The organism is Gordonia terrae (genome assembly GCF_001698225.1).
Lineage (GTDB): Bacteria > Actinomycetota > Actinomycetes > Mycobacteriales > Mycobacteriaceae > Gordonia > Gordonia terrae.
Window position 1 is genome coordinate 3971580 of record NZ_CP016594.1, and the last position, 16377, is coordinate 3987956.

Genomic DNA, 16377 nt, shown 5'->3' on the forward strand with positions numbered 1-16377 from the left:
CGAACTAGAAAGTTCGGGCAGCCGAAACTATAGTGTCGGCATGCCCAAGCGCGCGCGTCGTCGGTTCGTCCCCGTCGGGGCCCTCCTTGCCGCCGTCTGCACGATCGTCGCGGGGTGCACGCTGTCGAGCCGGCTCCCTGACGAGAAGGTCGTGCTCACGACGTTCACCGTGCTCGCCGACATCGCCTCGGAGGTCGCCGGCGACCGCCTGGAGGTAGAGTCGATCACCAAGCCGGGCGCCGAGATCCACGGGTACGAGCCGACCCCCGGCGACATCCGGCGCGCCGCGACCGCCTCGCTCATCCTCGACAACGGTCTGAACCTCGAAGCCTGGTTCGCGCAGTTCGTCGACGGCCTCGACGTCCGGCACGTCGTCGTCAGCGAGGGTGTCGAGCCGATCGACATCGCTTCGGATGCATACGCGGGCAAGCCGAACCCGCATGCGTGGATGAGTCCGGTGAACGTGCAGATCTATGTCGACAACATGGTTCGGGCGTTCACGGAACTCGATCCCGACGGCGCCACCACCTTCGAATCCAATGCGGCCGCCTACAAGAAGCAGCTTCAGCAGGTGCAGACCGGCCTCACCTCCGCACTGGCCGGACTGCCTGCCAACGAACGGGCCCTCGTCACCTGCGAAGGCGCGTTCTCCTACCTCGCCCGCGACGCCGGGCTCACCGAACGCTACATCTGGCCGGTCAACGCCGAACAGCAGGCGACGCCGCAACAGGTCGCGGACACGATCGACTTCGTCCGGGCAAACCGTGTCCCCGGCGTGTTCTGCGAATCCACCGTCTCCGACGCCCCGATGAAGCAGGTCGTCAACGCGACCGACGCCCGATTCGGCGGCACTCTGTACGTCGATTCGCTTTCCGAGGCCGACGGCCCTGTACCCACCTACCTCGACCTCATCCGCCACGACGTCGCGACCATCGTGTCGGGCCTGACCGGGAGCAACACGTGAACGCCTCAGCGACAAGCGGTTCCGCCATCGACGTGGCGGACGTGACCGTGCGGTACGGCGACATCCTCGCCCTCGACCACGCGTCGGTGCGAGTACCGGCCGGCCAGGTGTGCGGCCTTGTGGGCATGAACGGATCGGGCAAGTCGACGCTGTTCAAGACGATCGTGGGGTCGGTGACCCCGACGACCGGCACGGTCCGGCTCGGCGGTCGGACGCCGGCCGCGGCGCGTCGAGCCGGCGCGCTCGGCTACGTGCCGCAGTCCGAGGACATCGACTGGACCTTCCCGGTCTCGGTCCGCGACGTCGTGATGACGGGTCGCTACGGCCATCTGGGATTCACGCGTCGCCCGAAACGGTCCGACCACGACGCCGTCGACGAAGCCCTCGCACGCGTCGAGCTCACCGACTTCGCCGACCGTCAGATCGGCCAGTTGTCGGGCGGGCAGCGCAAGCGGGCCTTCGTCGCCCGCGGCATCGCACAGGAAGCCGGGATCCTGTTGCTCGACGAGCCGTTCGCCGGCGTCGACAAACGCACCGAGGCCACCATCACAGCGCTGCTGCGCGAGCTCGCCGACGCCGGGACGACGATCCTGGTGTCCACCCACGACCTGCAGGTCCTACCCGAGCTGGCCGACGAGGCGATCCTGCTGATGCGCCGGGTGATCGCCCAGGGCGCGCCGACCGAGGTGATCACCACCGACAACCTCGTCCGCGCGTTCGGCCTCGATCCACTCGCCCGACCGACTTCCGAACGCCGCGAGTTCGGGCCCCTCGACTCCGAACACCACGAGGAGGTCTCGTGAGCATCGTCGACATCCTTCTCGACCCCTTCGCCTACGCGTTCATGACGCGTGCGCTCTGGGCGACCCTGATCGCCTCGGTCGTGTGTGCGCTGCTGTCGTGCTGGCTCGTGCTGATCGGCTGGTCGCTGATGGGCGACGCCGTCTCGCACGCGGTCTTGCCCGGCGTGGTCCTCGCCTACATCGTCGGCGTCCCGTTCGCCATCGGCGCGGTGATCTTCGGCTTCCTCGCGGTGGCACTGATCGGCGCCGTCCGCGACGGCGGCCGGGTCAAGGAGGATGCGGCCATCGGCATCGTCTTCACGACCCTGTTCGCCTTCGGGCTGGTGCTGATCTCGGTGACGCCGAGCCAGACCGATCTGAACCACATCATCTTCGGCAATCTGCTGGGTGTCTCGACGTCGGATCTGGTGCAGATCGCGATCCTGGGCGCGATCGTGGCGACCCTGCTCCTTCTCAAGCGGCGCGACTTCACTCTGTACGCCTTCGACCGCACGCACGCCTTCGCGATCGGCCTCAGCCCGCGGTTACTGGGCGCGGCCCTCCTGGCGCTGCTCGCCCTCACCGCGGTGACAGCCCTGCAGGTCGTCGGCATCGTGCTCGTGGTCGCGATGCTCATCATCCCCGGCGCGACGGCCCGATTGCTCACCGACCGGTTCGGCCGGATGCTGATCATCGCACCGGCCATCTCGGCGATCTGCGGGGTCATCGGCCTGTACATCTCCTATTACCAGGACACCTCGCCCGGCGGGATGGTCGTCCTCGTCCAGGGCATCGCGTTCTTCGGTGTGTACCTGTTCAGTCCGACCCACGGGGTCATCACCAAACGACGCAAACACCGCGAGAGTGCGTCCCTCGACGCGCTGACTACCGGTTGATCGGCCCCGAGCCCATGACAGACGAAAGCGCCCCACCTGAACAGGTGGGGCGCTTTCTCGTGGAGCTGCCGGGAATTGAACCCGGGTCCTCCGTCGTGTTGTTAGGGCTTCTCCGTGTGCAGTCCGCTATGTCTCTACTTGGATCTCTCGGTCACGCGAACAAGCCGAGATGACGATCCCAGTCGCTGTTTGGTGTTCCGACCTCACCCGCGACCGGCGAGGACGGTGAGCTCCCATGGATGATGCCGGCATCCGGGTCTGGGAGCATAACCCGGGCCGACAGACTAGCCGTCGCTACTCAGGCAGCGAGGGCGTAGTCGCGCTGATTGGAATCGGCGCTTAATTGGTTGCTGCGACGCTCACGGTGGTCTCCAGCCTGCACCGACACGCTTCCCCTATCTCGACGCACGAAGTCGAAACCGATCAGCCCCGAGTAGGACCCGCCGACCGAAGTCAGCGAGCACTTCAGTCTAACAACTCGTTCCGCAGAGTTCATTCCCGTTTCCCCCGAGACCTCCGGCGGGGGTCACTCTCGGCGGCGAAGACCATGGGCGCGAACGCGGTGACGACTCGGTCCTCCCAGTCACCGGCGACACCTCCGGTGCGGGCGCGTTCGGCGACGAGCGCCCCGACGATGCCGTCGACCAGCATCTCCGGCTCCATCGTCGCCGCGAATTGACCGCGCCGTTTACCCGCGTCGAGTACCTCTCGGAGTTCGGCGCGGTGGCGCGCGAGGACCTGTCGGAAGAGCATGCCGAACTCGGGATCGGAATCGGTCAGCAGGGCCGCCATGCCGCCGAAACCGATTCCGTCGAGCACCATCGACGCCGCGTGGGTCACCACCCAGCGCAGCCGGGCCTCCGCGGGAAGGTCCACATCAGGCGGCTCGACGACAGCGACGTCGAGCAGAGCTGCGCCGAGCATCTCGTTCCGGTTGCGGTAGCGGCGATAGATCGTCGTACGCGCCACCCCGGAATGGGCTGCCACGCTCTCGATCGTGACCCCGGCCGGTCCGCGGGTCCGGAGCAACTCCAGGGTCGAACGGACGATCTTCGGGCCGCTGCCGCCTGCCACGTCGTGGTCACCTCACGTTTTCCCGCCGATCCCGGTTCCGACCGTCGGCAGGAATACTACCGCGCCACGAAACGCTACACGTAGTGTTGCGCTACAGTCACTGTAGCGATCCGGGTCGGGACCACTCAGCGAAAGGACTCCTTCATGCACGACACACCTCGATCGACATCTGTGGCTTTCACCGGATATCTGATCCTGCTTCTCGGATTTCTGTTCCTCGGGTTGTTCGTGATGGCACTGGCCGGCGGCTCCGCCGCGCCCGCATGGCCGTTCGGCGCCGCCATGGCCGTCTTCCTGATCACGTCTGTCGCGTGCTTCCGGCATCAATCAAAGCTCAGCCGCCGGTCGCGGATCTCCGGCGGCGACATCGTGTCCGCTGATCCACTGACACCGCTCCTCCGGCGAACCGACATCGAGCGCTACGAGCGCACGTACCGCCCCAGAGCCGTCGTGTCGACCATGCACCGGACGGAGTGGACCAGCGTCGATCGCGCCGCGTGACGACGAAATCCCTCGCAATGGCGGAGTCGTCGAGCTGCCAGCTCATTCACAGCTGCCCGCCAGGCCCGGCCCAGGCGCCACCGGGATCGTGGAGACCTCGTGAGCCGAGGACGGACTCGGCCGACCGACGAGAGCGAGACCGACATGACCTCCCCGACCCCCGGCGAGCACGAACCCGACCGCGCCTCCCCCAACCCGCAGGCGCCCGACCCATCTGACGACGCCGCGACCACGCCGATCAGCCCGACGCCGACGCCGACGCCGGGAGCGAACCCCCATGACTCCGTCGACGCGAACGGCTCCGCCGCCCACCACATGCCCGCCGAATCCCACCCGGTTGCGCCGAAAACCGCGCCGGCGCGCTCGGCCCTGATCGCCGGCGCAGCCGGACTGGCCATCGTCGCGGGCGCGCTGGGTTTCGGGGCCGGCTACATCACCGGTGACACGACGTCCGAGCGTCCCGCACCGGCCGCCGTCTGGCAGCAGGGCGGCAACGGGCCCGGAATGGGAGGCGGCCCGCAGATGGGTGGACCCCAGATGACTGGACCCCAGATGGGTCAGCCCGGCGTGGGCGGCCTACCGGGCAGGCAGAACCACGACGGTGAGAGCGACTCCGAGCCCGACGAGCAGGACGGTCAGAACACGACGCCCGGGGCGCCGACGCAGCAACAGGGTCAGGCCGACACGGGCGCCTGACTCACCCCATCCCCTTCACGCGACGCCCGACCTCACGCTCGACCTCGCGTTGGGCGGTGCGCTTGGCGATGTCCTGCCGCTTGTCGTGGGCCTGTTTACCGCGGGCCAGGGCGAGCTCGACCTTCACCTTGCCGTCGTTGAAGTACATCGACAGCGGCACCAGCGTGAGATTGCCGTCGCGGATCTTGCCCACGAGGTTGTCGATCTCGCGCCGGTGCATGAGCAGTTTGCGCTTGCGCCGCACGGAGTGATTGGTCCAGGAGCCGTTGCCGTACTCGGCGACGTGCAGGGCATGAAGCCACACCTCGCCGTCGTCGATCGTCGCGAACGCGTCGACCAGCGACGCCTTGCCTGCCCGGAGACTCTTCACCTCGGTGCCCACGAGCACGATCCCGGCCTCGAAGACGTCGAGGATGGCGTAGTTGTGCCGCGCCTTGCGATTGGACGCGATCACATTGCGTCCCTTTTCCTTCGGCATGCACTCACCTCCTCGCTCTGATGGTGACCGCTGCGTTGCAGATCACCGACGTTCCGAACCGTCGAGACCGACGGATCATTCCCGGACATAGACACGAAGCGTGACATACGCGGTCGCGCCGGCCAACACAATTCCGCCGAGCACGAGCCACGGGGCGACGAACAGCACGTCGGTCAGCTCGATCCGCGCGAAGAAGCTGACCCCGTACAACTCGCGTAACGCGTTGTCGAAGAAGAACTTCTTGGCCAGCAGCAGGCCACCGATGGCCAACACCGAGCCGACGAAGGCCGACACCACCGCCTCGAGCAGGAACGGCAACTGCGTGTACCAGCGGGTGGCGCCCACCAGGCGCATGATCGAGACCTCGGTCCGTCTCGTGAAGGCCGCGACCTGAACGGTGTTGATGATCAACAGGATCGCGGCGATCGCCAGCACCGAGGCGATCGCGAACGTCGCGTTGCGTACGCCGTCGAGCACGCTGAAGATCCGCTGCACCAGTTTGCGGTCGTCCTTGAAGGCGTCGACTCCCAGATCCTTCCGGGCCGCGTATTTGGTGAGCACCGCATCGAACTGATTCGGGTCGGACACCCGCACACGCAGGGAGGCCGGCAGCGTACCCTCCACGATGTTCTCGGCGAGGTCGGGGTTGTTCGCGAAGATCTCCTTGGCGCGCTTGAAGGCCTCGTCCTTGTCCAGGTAGGTCACCGAGGTGACGCCCGGCTCGTTCTCGAGACCCCGACGCAGCTGGGCACACGGGTCGGATTCGCACTGCGGATCCCGCTCGGTCACCTCGGGATTGAGATAGAACTCCATCTCCACCCGGTCGAGGAAGATCTGCTGGCTCTTGTCCGCCATCTGGATCACCAGCAGACCACCACCGAACATTCCCAGTGTGATCGCGGTGGTGATGATCATCGCGATGGTCATGGTCGCGTTGCGGCGGAGTCCGTGGAGAACTTCGCTGATGATGAAATTCGCTCGCATGTCTGCTCAGACAGTCCTTGGGTCTCGGGGAAGTGTGTCGGGGCCGGCTGCGCGTCAGCCGATCCCGTACACGCCCTGCGGGTCGTTGCGGACGAGTTGGCCGCTGTCGAACTCGAGAACCCGTCGTCGCATCGCATCGACGATGTGACGGTCGTGGGTGGCCATCACCACCGTGGTGCCGCGGCGGTTGACGCGATCGAGCACGTCGACGATCTCTTCACTGGTCTCGGGGTCGAGGTTGCCGGTGGGCTCGTCGGCCAAGAGCACCAGCGGCCGGTTCACGATGGCGCGGGCGATCGCCACGCGCTGCATCTCACCACCGGACAGTTCGTTGGGCATGCGGTCGTGCTTGCCTTCGAGGCCGACGTATTCGAGCACTTCCGGTACCACCTTCTGGACGGTGGAACGCGGTCGTCCGATCACTTCGAGGGCGAAGGCGACGTTCTCCGCCACCGTCTTCTTCTGAAGCAGTCGGAAGTCCTGGAACACACATCCGATGGACTGGCGCAGCTTCGGCACGGACCCTGCCCGCAGTTTGTTCACGTGGAACTCGCCGAGGTAGACCTCGCCGCTCGTCGGCCGGTCCTCCTTGAGGAGGAGTCGGAAGAACGTCGACTTGCCCGACCCCGACGGACCGATCAGAAACGCGAACTCCCCCTTGTCGACCTCGAGGCTCAGATCCTTCAGAGCGGGTCGACTGGACGCCTTGTACTGCATCGTGACGTTCTCCAGCTTGATCACGATGTGCCAGTGTAACGACGACTCCTGAGAGTGCGTTCAGGCGCGACACCCCGTTGCATCCACCCGCCTGACCAGCCGTTTTCCGGCCGGGTCAGCGTGTCGGGACCGTGGTGGTCGGGGTCTGCCCGCCGAAATTCGGGAGAGGGATGTTCGGCAGCCCGGGGATGGTCTCGCGGCTGGTGCTCGGCGTCTGCGACCGCGTCCCGTCCGTCGACGTGCCGTCCGTGCCGTCGACACCGCCGGTGGTGTCGGTCGTCGACGATTCGGTGGTGGTGCTCGTCGTCGACGACGTCGTGGACGGCGGCGGCTCGTAGGTCGGTTCGACCGTCTGCGATGACGTCGGCGCGGGCCGCGCGGGCGCCGGCGCCACGACGCCGTAGCGCTGCGAGGTGTACCCGTACAGCACACAGCACGCCAGGAACACGGCGACGAGGATCGCTGTGCTGGTCCGGATCCGCGTACGCGCGATGTGACCCCAGTCGATGCGCCGTCTGCGGTCGGATCCGGACGGCGACTCCTGCGGGGGCGGATCCTGCGGGGGGATGCCCTGCGTCGGGATGATCTGGGTGGGGTCGTCCGCGCCGGGGATGGGTCGGGCGGTTCGGTCCTCGTGGGGCCCGTCGCGGCCCGGGGTGTCACCTGGGATGTTCGAGTCGGCCATCAGTCTCCCCCGTCCCGGTTGCCCTGGTCGGCGTGCGTCGCCGGCGGACCTCCCGCGGACCGCACCTCACGTGCGGGGACGTTGATCCCCTCCCGCGCCAGCGCCCGGATGATGTGCACACGCAGCGCGCGCCCGACCTCGAACTGTTTGCCCGGCAGGGTGCGCGTCACCATGCGCACGGTGATCGCGTCGAGCTCGAGGCTGGTGACGCCGAGCGACGACGGCGCGTCGAGCAGGAGGTCGTGCCAGCGCGGCAACGCGTAGAACTCACGGCCGACCCGATCGAGCGTCTCGTTGACCATCCCGATGTCGGCCTCGGACGGGACCGGGACGTCCACGACGGCGCGTGCCCAATCCTTGGAGAGGTTGGTCGCCTTGACGATCTGACCGTTGGGAACGGTGATGACCTCTCCCTCGGCGGTACGCAGCTTGGTCACCCGGAGCGTGACGTCCTCCACGGTGCCCTCGGCCGGCGCGTTACCCGTCACCGTCAGGTTGACCACGTCGCCGTAGCCGTACTGCTTCTCGGCCACGACGAAGAATCCGGCCAGGATGTCCTGCACGATGCGCTGCGCGCCGAAACCGAGTGCCGCGCCGATCACCGCGGTGGGTCCGGTCAACCCGCTGAGTGGGATGCCGAACACCGACAGTGCGTGGATGATCACGATGATCGCGATCACCACGATCAGCGTCCAGGCGACGACGTCGACCAGTGCCCGTCGGTGCTTCGCATCTTCGGTCTGCACGATGAGATCGCTGGTCGAGAACCGCGAATCCACGCGCGAGGCGTATTTGTCGGCACCCCAGCGGATCAGCCGGGCCAGGAGCACGGCACCCAGGATCCAGATGACGATCTCGAGTCCGCTCGTCGCCAACCAGACGTAGACCCGGCCGAGCAGAACTTCGGTCGGGGTCGGCGCAGCGGCCAGCACGAGGTCGGCGGCTGAGGTGATCACGCTTCGGTGGTCGCCATCCGCCAGCGGATCCCGGCCTCGATGAACTTGTCCAGCTCGCCGTCGAGCACGGATGTGGGGTTGTTGTCCTCGACGCCCGTCCGCAGGTCCTTCACCATCTGGTACGGGTGCAGCACGTACGAGCGCATCTGGTTGCCCCAGCTCGAGCCACCGTCACCCTTCAGGGCATCGAGTTCGGCGCGTTCCTCTTGCCGCTTGCGGTCGAGGAGTTTGGCCTGCAGGACGCGCATCGCCGACGCCTTGTTCTGCAGCTGGCTCTTCTCGTTCTGACACGTCACGACGATCCCGGTCGGGATGTGCGTGAGGCGGACCGCGGAGTCGGTCGTGTTGACCGACTGCCCGCCGGGGCCGGAGGACCGGTACACGTCGACCTTGATGTCGTTCTCGTCGACGTCGATGTGGTCGGTCGTCTCGACCACCGGCAGCACCTCGACCTCGGCGAACGACGTCTGGCGCCGACTCTGGTTGTCGAACGGACTGATGCGCACGAGTCGATGGGTGCCCTGCTCGACGGAGAGAGTGCCGTACATGTACGGGGCCTTCACCGCGAAGGTCGCGCTCTTGAGGCCCGCCTCCTCGGCGTAGGACGTGTCGTAGACCTCGACCCCGTACCCCTTCTGCTCGGCCCACCGGATGTACATGCGCATCAGCATCTGTGCCCAGTCCGCGGCGTCGACGCCGCCGGCACCCGAGCGGATGTTGACGACCGCGTCGCGCGAGTCGTACTCGCCGGCGAGCATCGTCTTGACCTCCATCGCCTGGATGTCGGTCCGCAGACTCTCGCGCTCGGCATCGGCGTCGGCCAGGGCGGCGACCTTGTCGTCACCCTCTTCGGCATCGGCGAGCTCGTACAGCACGGGGAGATCCTCGAGCCGCTGGCGCAGCTCGGAGACCTTCCGGAGTTCGGATTGCGCGTGCGACAGCTCGCTGGTGACCTTCTGGGCATGGTCCTGGTCGTTCCACAGGTCCGGGTCCGAGGCCTGCATCTCGAGCTCGTCGATGCGACGGCGCAGCTCTTCGAGGTCGAGCACCTTCTCCACGGTGGTCAAGGTGGCGTCGAGGGATTCGAGGTCTGCGGTCACGTCGGGATGCACGGTTATCCAGAGTACCGACAGTCCGGCGCGGGAGCGCCCGGGAGGATCAGAGTGGGTCGGGGCCGGGCTCGGGCATGACGCCGAACCGCCACGACGTCGCGGCCTTGTTCGGCTTGTAGAGAACCGGCAGATCGTCGCCGATCTGCGGCCAGGGGTCCCCTGCCCCGAGCACCAGCGTCCCGTACACCTCGGTGGGGCTGGTCTCGGGACCGACGATCGTCCCGGAGATCGTGCAGAAGCGGTCGCCGTTCTTGTCGGTGGCGCTCCGGATCGGCTCGTCGTCGCGGTCGGAGACCCCGACGATGGTGAACGTGCCCTGCACGAACTGGGAGGCCTTCGCCGCCGACATCGGCTGCGGATTGCGTCCGCGCTGCCACTGAACCACCAGCACCACCACGAGTGCCGCGATCAACAGGGTGAACGTCACGGTCAGCAACATGACAGCTACCCTACCGGGCATGTCCGTCCCTCCCGGCCCGACGAAGTACAGCGACGACGTCGAACTCGCACTCTCACTCGCCGACTCCGCCGACGCGCTGACGATGGACCGGTTCGGGGCGGTCGATCTCCGCGTCGACGACAAGCCGGACCTCACACCCGTATCCGACGCCGATCTCGCCTGCGAGACGATGATCCGCGAACGGCTCGCGGCGCGCCGGCCCACCGACACCGTTCTCGGCGAGGAGTTCGGCGGCGACGCCGCACTGTCCGGACGGCAATGGGTCGTCGATCCCATCGACGGCACCAAGAACTTCGTGCGCGGCGTCCCGGTGTGGGCCACCCTGATCGCGCTTCTCATCGACGGCGTGCCGACGGTCGGCGTGATCTCGGCGCCTGCCCTTCGCCGACGCTGGTGGGCGGCAACGGGTCTCGGCGCCCATGCCCGGTTCGACGACGAAGATGTGCGTCGCCTGTCGGTGTCCGGGGTCGCCGACCTCGGGTCGGCGAGCCTGGCGTTCTCGAGCCTGTCCGGGTGGGCCGACCGCGGTATGCGGGACCGGTTCGTCGACCTCACCGACCGGGTGTGGCGCGTGCGCGGTTACGGCGACTTCTTCAACTACTGCCTCGTCGCCGAGGGCGCGGTCGACATCACCGCCGAACCCGAGGTCTCGCTGTGGGACCTGGCACCCCTCGACGTCCTGGTGCGCGAGGCGGGCGGACGCTTCACCGCGCTCGACGGCACACCCGGACCCGCCGGCGGTAGTGCGGTGGCCAGCAACGGGCTGCTCCACGACGAGGTCGTCGAGGCCCTGCGCGCCTGAGGACGTTCAGTCGGTGAAGGTGATCCGCACCGAGATCGGGTCACTCTGGAGCGCGCGGAACCCGGCCGAGGTCAGACCGGCGAACAGGGGGCGGGTCGCGAAGGAACGCACCCGTGCGGCCACGTCGTCGTCGGGGACGAACTGCGCAGTCCCCGTGCGCCACTGACGGCCCTGGCGGATGCGCACCGTCGCATTCGCCGTGATGTTGATCCCCCATCCCGAGCGCTTGCCATGCTGACTGATGACCCACGCGCCGTCGGCGTCGAAGGCGGCCGACACCGGAACCGTGCGAGCCAGACCGGATCTGCGGCCGACGGTCTCCAGATCCGTTGCCAGGTGGGTGCCGATCCCGAGTCGATTGAGCACGGCCACAGCCGGATTGGCGAGGTGGCGTCCGACCCATCGCTCGAACCGGAACTTCCGGACCGCCCTGGCGTCGGCCGAGGTCACGTTCCGGGTGCTCCGCAACGCGCCGATCCCGTTGCGCCGTACCGTCGTCACCGCGGTCCGCCACAGCGCACGGGTGGGGTCCGGGTCTCCGCCGCCGGCCATCCGGTGCAGTTGGTCGGTGTGCCACTGGAGATCGAGTGCCCCCTCCAGAGACCGGGCCGTCGCGGCGCTGGACAACCGGGCCGGAAGCGGCAACCGCTGCTGTTGTGATGTCAGACGATCGGCGTCGCCGGTCATCACGTCCCTTGCCGCCGTCGGCGCGGTCACCGTCGGCCGGCCGATCCCGACGATGTCGCACGCGCCCTCGGCGATCGCCGCCGCCATGGCCGTGTGCGTGCGGAAACCGCCGGTGACGGCCAGCGGGATCCCGGCGGCGAGTTCGCGGACGGTGACGGCGTACTCGAGGAAGTACGCCTCCCGCTCGCGCGTGCTCGCCGACTGGACAGGTCGCCCTATCATCGCGGGGGACTCGTAGCTCCCGCCGCTGATCTCGATGAGATCGAGCGCCTCCGCCGCGAGCAGCGCGATCACGGTGCGCGACTCCTCCTCCGAGAATCCACCGCGCTGGAAGTCCGCGGAGTTCAGTTTGATGCCGACACCGAAACCCGGCCGGACGGCGGCGCGCACCGCTCGGACGACCTCGAGGGCGAAGCGGGCCCGGTTCTCGATGGAGCCGCCCCACCGATCCTCGCGCCGGTTGGCCAGCGGCGAGAGGAACTGCGACAGCAGGTATCCGTGGGCACCGTGGATCTGCACACCGTCGAAACCCGCGGTCTCGGCCACTGCGGCGGTGGTGGCGAACCGCGTGATGATGTCCTCGATCTCGGCCTCGGCGAGCGCACGAGGCGTCGGCACCCCGGGGATGGCCAACCGGACCGCCGACGGGGCCACCACACGCCCCTCGGTCGTCAGCGGATTGGCCTGCCGCCCCGGATGATTGATCTGCATCCAGATGGGTGATCCACCGTCCTGGGTGGTCTTCGCCCAGCGCGTGAGCGCGTCGAGGTGACGGTCGTCTTCGACCACGACGTTCCCGGGTTCCCCGAGATACCGGCGGTCGACCATCACGTTGCCGGTGATGACGAGACCGTAAGAGCCTGCGGCCCAACGGGAGTAGAGACGCTCCAGACGAGCGTCCGGGCCGGCGTCCGCGTCGCCCAGCCCCTCGCTCAGAGCCGCTTTCATGATCCGGTTCGGCAGAACCTGGCCCGACGGAAGCGTCAAGGGTGCGGACAGTGTCACCGTGTCGGTCATGTTTCGTCTCCTACGACTGATCGCGCGTCCCCCCGCGTGACGGACCGCTATGTATACCGATTGGTCTACCGCCCTGAACCCTAGTAGACCGCTTGGTATACTGCAAGCGTCGGTGGCCAGCGACGCCCCGGCACGACGAGGAGTGGCACCGATGGCAGCGCGCGACCAATTGATCGAGGCGACCGCAGATCTCATGCGACGGCACGGCGTCGCGGGCACCGCCATCTCGGACATCCTCGAGAGCAGTGGTGTCGCCCGGCGATCCATCTACCTCAACTTCCCGGGCGGCAAGTCGGAATTGGTGGCGGCGACGACGCGCAGTGTGGGCGACACGATCACCGCACTCCTCACCGACATCGTCGCCGAGCCCGATCCGATCATGGCGTTCGCCGAGATGTGGTCGGCAGCGTTGTCCGCGACCGACTTCGAGGGCGGGTGCCCCGTGGTGGCCGCCGCACTGGGCCGCCTCTCGGCACCGGAGGCGGCGGCCGCGGCCACCGAGGTCTTCGACGAATGGCGAGGCCTGATCGAGCGCCGGTTACTGGATGACGGCGTCGCGCCCGACGTGACCGCTTCGCTGGCCGCCACCATCGTCGCGGCGATCGAGGGTGCGGTGGTCCTCGCCGAGGCCGCACAGACCACCACGCCGCTGATCCAGGTGGCGACTCATCTCAACGAGCTCGTCGCCCTGCACCGACCGAAATCGGACGACACCCGGAGCGAGTGAGGCGATCTCCTGCTCCCCGAGGTGCGAGCGAAGCGACCTCCTGCTGCGAGTGGGTCTGTGGTTCTTTCGGATCAGCGAGCAGGGCGGGGTGACACTCACACCTGCGTGGCGTGTTCCTTGTCCAGCACCGTGAACTCGGTCGCGTCGTCCTTCATGTCGGCGAGTCGTCCGTAATGGATTCCACTACCGGCGTCGGACAGGATCGCCTGATGGATCGGCACCGCGACCCGGGGTGCCATCGCCCTCAGGTAGTCGACCGACTCGCTGAGTTTCATCCACGGAGCGGCCGACGGCAGCGCGAGGACGTCCACCTGCTCGAACGGGATGTAGAACGAATCACCGGGATGCATGAACTGCCCCGGCTGCTCGGCGGTACCCAGGACGTAGGCGACGTTGTCGATCACCGGGATCTCGGGATGGATGACCGCGTGCCGGCCGCCGGTGAAACGTGCGGTGAGCGAACCGATCCCGATCTGATCGCCGCTGCGGGCGGCCGTCCACTCGCCGGCCACGGCGTCGCCGTTGAGCTGTTTCGTCGTCTGCGGATCGGCGTACAGGATCGCGTCGGGGTTGGCCGCGACGAGATCGGGCAGCTTCGCGACGTCGCAATGGTCGGGATGCTGATGGGTGATCAGAATGGCGTCGAGGCCGCTGATGCCGTCGAACCCGTGCGAGAAGTTCCCCGGATCGAAGAGCACCTTGGTCCCGTCGATCTCGACGAGCAGACAGGAATGGCCGAAGTGGGTGATCTGCATATGTCCACTGTGCACGTTCACACGGCGGCATGGTCGGACAAACGCTCGCTCACACGACGATCGGGAAGACTCCCCAACCGAACGCAGCGTCGAGAATGCGCACGACACCGTAGGTGAGCCACACTCCCAGCAGAACGGCACCGACCGGGCCGAGTACGAGGTCGCGCCACGTGGACAGCGGCGCCCCGCGACGGCGCACCAGGGTGAGGGTCGCGGTCACCACGGTCACGGCGGTCAGCACCAGGAACACCGGTCCGAACACATTGAACGTGAACGCCGACCCGACGTCGCCGTGCATGAGCGCCACCCAGCTACGAGTGAGGCCACAGCCGGGACACGGAAGGCCGGTCATCACCGCGAACGGGCAGAGCTGCGGCCCGTTGTCGACACCGCCCGGGGTGAACACGCAGGCGGCACCGAGTGCGGCCGCGCCGGCCACCGCGACGGTTGTCGCACCCACCACCTGAGTGGCCGATAAGCCCTGTTCGCGGCGGTGATCGAGGGTCATGCGGCCAGCCTAGCGGGTGGGCGGGCAGGCGGTGTCGGACAAGTGCGTGACAAACTTCTTACTCCAAAGTAAGGTTGGGACTTACTACCGAGTAAGATCGGTCGCATCGACCCTGTCCACCCACTCCGGTGGATCCACGCAGAGACCCCGACCGGGGCGACTGGAAAGAAACGGCTGGTGATCATGACAACTCACACCGAACCGCGCGACACCTCCGCAGTCGGCCGCAACCCGCACCCGCGCAACTTCATCGGCACCGCGATGCGCGTCCTGACCACGGTGACGGGCTCGGAGTTCGCCGAGAAGTACAACATCCGCGAACCGATCAACCGCATCGCCTACCAGGGCACCAAGACCGGGTTCCAGACCCTGGGTGCGGCGAACCGCGCCTTCAAGGCAGCCCAGGGCGGCGGGTCCGGCCAGGCCAAGCGGCTCACCAGCGCGCCGAAGGACTACTTCAACCTGACGCCCGACGACGAGCAGCAGATGATCGCCGAGACGGTGAAGGAGTTCGCCACCGAACTCCTGCGCCCGGCGGCCCACGACGCCGACGCCGCGGCAGCAGCGCCCGAGGAGCTCGTCGCACGCTCGGCCGAGCTCGGCATCACGATGATCAACGTCCCCGAGGAGTTCGACGGCGCCGCGTCCGAGCGTGGTGTGGTGACCAACGCACTGGTCGCCGAGGCGATGGCCTACGGCGACATGGGACTCGCGCTCCCCCTCCTCGCGCCGAGCGGTGTCGCCACCACGCTCACCAACTTCGGCACCGACGAGCAACAGCGCACCTACCTACCCGACTTCGCCGGCGAGAACGTGCCGCAGTCGGCGGTCGTCATCGCCGAACCGCGCCCCCTCTTCGACGCGTTCGCGTTGAGCACCAAGGCAACTCGCGTACCAAGCGGATTCCGGCTGAACGGCGTCAAGTCGTTCGTCCCGGCCGCCGGATCGTCGGAACTGTTCCTCGTCGGCGCGCAGCTCGACGGCAAGCCCGCGCTGTTCATCGTCGAGTCCGACACCAACGGACTCATCGTCGAGGCCGATCCCGGGATGGGCGTGCGGGCGGCGGGTATGGGTCGTCTGCTGCTGCAGGACGTCGCCGTCCCCGCATCCGCCATCGTCGCCGGTGAGGGCGATGCCGCGGCGGCCGCATACCGCGATGTCGTGCGCCTCTCGCGCCTCGGCTGGTCGGCGCTGGCCGCCGGCACCGCACGCGCCGTCCTCGACTACGTCATCCCCTACGTCAACGAGCGTGAGGCCTTCGGCGAGCCGATCTCCAACCGCCAGGCGGTGGCCTTCATGGTCGCCACGATGGCCACCGAGGTCGACTCGATCCGCCTCGTCACGCTGCGTGGCGCCGCCCGCGCCGAGCAGGGCCTGTCCTTCGCCCGCGAAGCCGCACTGGCTCGCAAGCTGACCATCGACAAGGGACTGCAGATCGGTCTCGACGGCGTCCAGCTACTGGGCGGCCACGGGTTCACCAAGGAGCACCCCGTCGAGCGCTGGTACCGCGACCTCCGCGGCGCCGGCATCGGCGAAGGCATCGTCGTCCTCTGACCAGCCCTCCGACGTAGCGAAA

19 protein-coding genes and 1 other RNA gene are annotated in these 16377 nt (G+C 67.6%); 8 read left to right on the forward strand and 12 right to left on the reverse strand.

Annotated elements, in window-relative coordinates; all coding sequences use genetic code 11:
• The first annotated feature begins 40 nt into the window (after positions 1-40).
• Genes BCM27_RS17850 through BCM27_RS17860 form a run of 3 tightly spaced genes read left to right on the forward strand, consistent with a single transcriptional unit; the run spans position 41 to position 2642 of the window.
• The gene (locus BCM27_RS17850; RefSeq protein WP_004023688.1) at positions 41-964 is read left to right on the forward strand and encodes a metal ABC transporter substrate-binding protein; all 924 of its coding nucleotides are present in this window, start codon (positions 41-43) and stop codon (positions 962-964) included.
• Positions 961-1767 (forward strand): metal ABC transporter ATP-binding protein, encoded by an 807-nt coding sequence (locus tag BCM27_RS17855; protein WP_004023689.1) that lies wholly within the window; start codon positions 961-963, stop codon positions 1765-1767. The genes BCM27_RS17850 and BCM27_RS17855 overlap by 4 nt, the downstream gene beginning before the upstream one ends.
• Complete coding sequence (locus tag BCM27_RS17860; protein ID WP_004023690.1) at positions 1764-2642, forward strand: metal ABC transporter permease; 879 nt, start codon at positions 1764-1766, stop codon at positions 2640-2642. The genes BCM27_RS17855 and BCM27_RS17860 overlap by 4 nt, the downstream gene beginning before the upstream one ends.
• 57 nt (positions 2643-2699) lie before the next feature.
• Here the strand turns inward: BCM27_RS17860 and ssrA are convergent.
• Positions 2700-3073: a transfer-messenger RNA gene (gene ssrA, locus BCM27_RS17865) on the reverse strand.
• Positions 3074-3134: 61 nt separating this feature from the next.
• Complete coding sequence (locus BCM27_RS17870; RefSeq protein ID WP_004023691.1) at positions 3135-3716, reverse strand: TetR/AcrR family transcriptional regulator; 582 nt, start codon at positions 3714-3716, stop codon at positions 3135-3137.
• Between the two features lie 144 nt (positions 3717-3860).
• On the opposite strand from BCM27_RS17870, the gene BCM27_RS17875 reads away from it, so the two are divergent.
• Both BCM27_RS17875 and BCM27_RS17880 read left to right on the forward strand, forming a co-directional pair.
• The gene (locus BCM27_RS17875) at positions 3861-4217 is read left to right on the forward strand and encodes a hypothetical protein (RefSeq protein WP_004023692.1); all 357 of its coding nucleotides are present in this window, start codon (positions 3861-3863) and stop codon (positions 4215-4217) included.
• Between the two features lie 144 nt (positions 4218-4361).
• The gene (locus BCM27_RS17880; protein WP_051987181.1) at positions 4362-4913 is read left to right on the forward strand and encodes a hypothetical protein; all 552 of its coding nucleotides are present in this window, start codon (positions 4362-4364) and stop codon (positions 4911-4913) included.
• Position 4914: 1 nt separating this feature from the next.
• Here the strand turns inward: BCM27_RS17880 and smpB are convergent, their stop codons facing one another.
• From smpB to BCM27_RS17915, 7 genes are all read right to left on the reverse strand, one after another.
• Positions 4915-5391, reverse strand: coding sequence for an SsrA-binding protein SmpB (gene smpB / locus BCM27_RS17885; RefSeq protein ID WP_004023694.1), 477 nt, complete (start codon positions 5389-5391; stop codon positions 4915-4917).
• A gap of 75 nt (positions 5392-5466) precedes the next feature.
• Complete coding sequence (ftsX, locus tag BCM27_RS17890; protein ID WP_004023695.1) at positions 5467-6375, reverse strand: permease-like cell division protein FtsX; 909 nt, start codon at positions 6373-6375, stop codon at positions 5467-5469.
• 54 nt (positions 6376-6429) lie between these two features.
• A complete protein-coding gene (gene ftsE, locus BCM27_RS17895) occupies positions 6430-7116 on the reverse strand; it encodes a cell division ATP-binding protein FtsE (RefSeq protein ID WP_004023696.1) in 687 nt (228 codons plus the stop codon).
• A 91-nt stretch (positions 7117-7207) separates the two neighbouring features.
• Positions 7208-7777, reverse strand: coding sequence for an Rv3103c transmembrane domain-containing protein (locus BCM27_RS17900; RefSeq protein ID WP_004023697.1), 570 nt, complete (start codon positions 7775-7777; stop codon positions 7208-7210).
• On the reverse strand, positions 7777-8733 hold the full coding sequence (locus BCM27_RS17905) for a mechanosensitive ion channel family protein (protein WP_004023698.1): 957 nt from the start codon (positions 8731-8733) through the stop codon (positions 7777-7779). Before BCM27_RS17905 ends, BCM27_RS17900 begins: the two co-directional genes overlap by 1 nt.
• Positions 8730-9845 (reverse strand): peptide chain release factor 2, encoded by a 1116-nt coding sequence (gene prfB, locus BCM27_RS17910; protein ID WP_004023699.1) that lies wholly within the window; start codon positions 9843-9845, stop codon positions 8730-8732. The genes BCM27_RS17905 and prfB overlap by 4 nt, the downstream gene beginning before the upstream one ends.
• 46 nt (positions 9846-9891) lie before the next feature.
• Positions 9892-10284, reverse strand: a complete 393-nt coding sequence (locus BCM27_RS17915; RefSeq protein WP_004023700.1) for a hypothetical protein — start codon at positions 10282-10284, stop codon at positions 9892-9894.
• A 19-nt stretch (positions 10285-10303) separates the two neighbouring features.
• Here BCM27_RS17915 and hisN point away from each other — a divergent pair, with 19 nt between their 5' ends.
• Positions 10304-11107: a histidinol-phosphatase gene (hisN, locus tag BCM27_RS17920; protein ID WP_033205649.1), complete on the forward strand. Its 804-nt coding sequence runs from the start codon at positions 10304-10306 to the stop codon at positions 11105-11107.
• A 6-nt stretch (positions 11108-11113) separates the two neighbouring features.
• On the opposite strand, the gene BCM27_RS17925 is transcribed toward hisN, so the two are convergent.
• Complete coding sequence (locus BCM27_RS17925) at positions 11114-12811, reverse strand: nitroreductase family deazaflavin-dependent oxidoreductase (protein WP_004023702.1); 1698 nt, start codon at positions 12809-12811, stop codon at positions 11114-11116.
• A 151-nt stretch (positions 12812-12962) separates the two neighbouring features.
• Between BCM27_RS17925 and BCM27_RS17930 the strand changes: the two genes are divergently transcribed.
• Positions 12963-13538, forward strand: a complete 576-nt coding sequence (locus BCM27_RS17930) for a TetR/AcrR family transcriptional regulator (protein WP_004023703.1) — start codon at positions 12963-12965, stop codon at positions 13536-13538.
• A 95-nt stretch (positions 13539-13633) separates the two neighbouring features.
• Here the strand turns inward: BCM27_RS17930 and BCM27_RS17935 are convergent, their stop codons facing one another.
• Together BCM27_RS17935 and BCM27_RS17940 are read right to left on the reverse strand one after the other, a co-directional pair.
• Entirely contained in the window at positions 13634-14293 is a 660-nt protein-coding gene (locus BCM27_RS17935; protein WP_004023704.1) for an MBL fold metallo-hydrolase, read from the reverse strand.
• Between the two features lie 49 nt (positions 14294-14342).
• Positions 14343-14801: a DUF2752 domain-containing protein gene (locus BCM27_RS17940; protein ID WP_004023705.1), complete on the reverse strand. Its 459-nt coding sequence runs from the start codon at positions 14799-14801 to the stop codon at positions 14343-14345.
• A 183-nt stretch (positions 14802-14984) separates the two neighbouring features.
• On the opposite strand from BCM27_RS17940, the gene BCM27_RS17945 reads away from it, so the two are divergent.
• On the forward strand, positions 14985-16355 hold the full coding sequence (locus tag BCM27_RS17945; protein ID WP_033205693.1) for an acyl-CoA dehydrogenase family protein: 1371 nt from the start codon (positions 14985-14987) through the stop codon (positions 16353-16355).
• Positions 16356-16377: the final 22 nt, after the last annotated feature.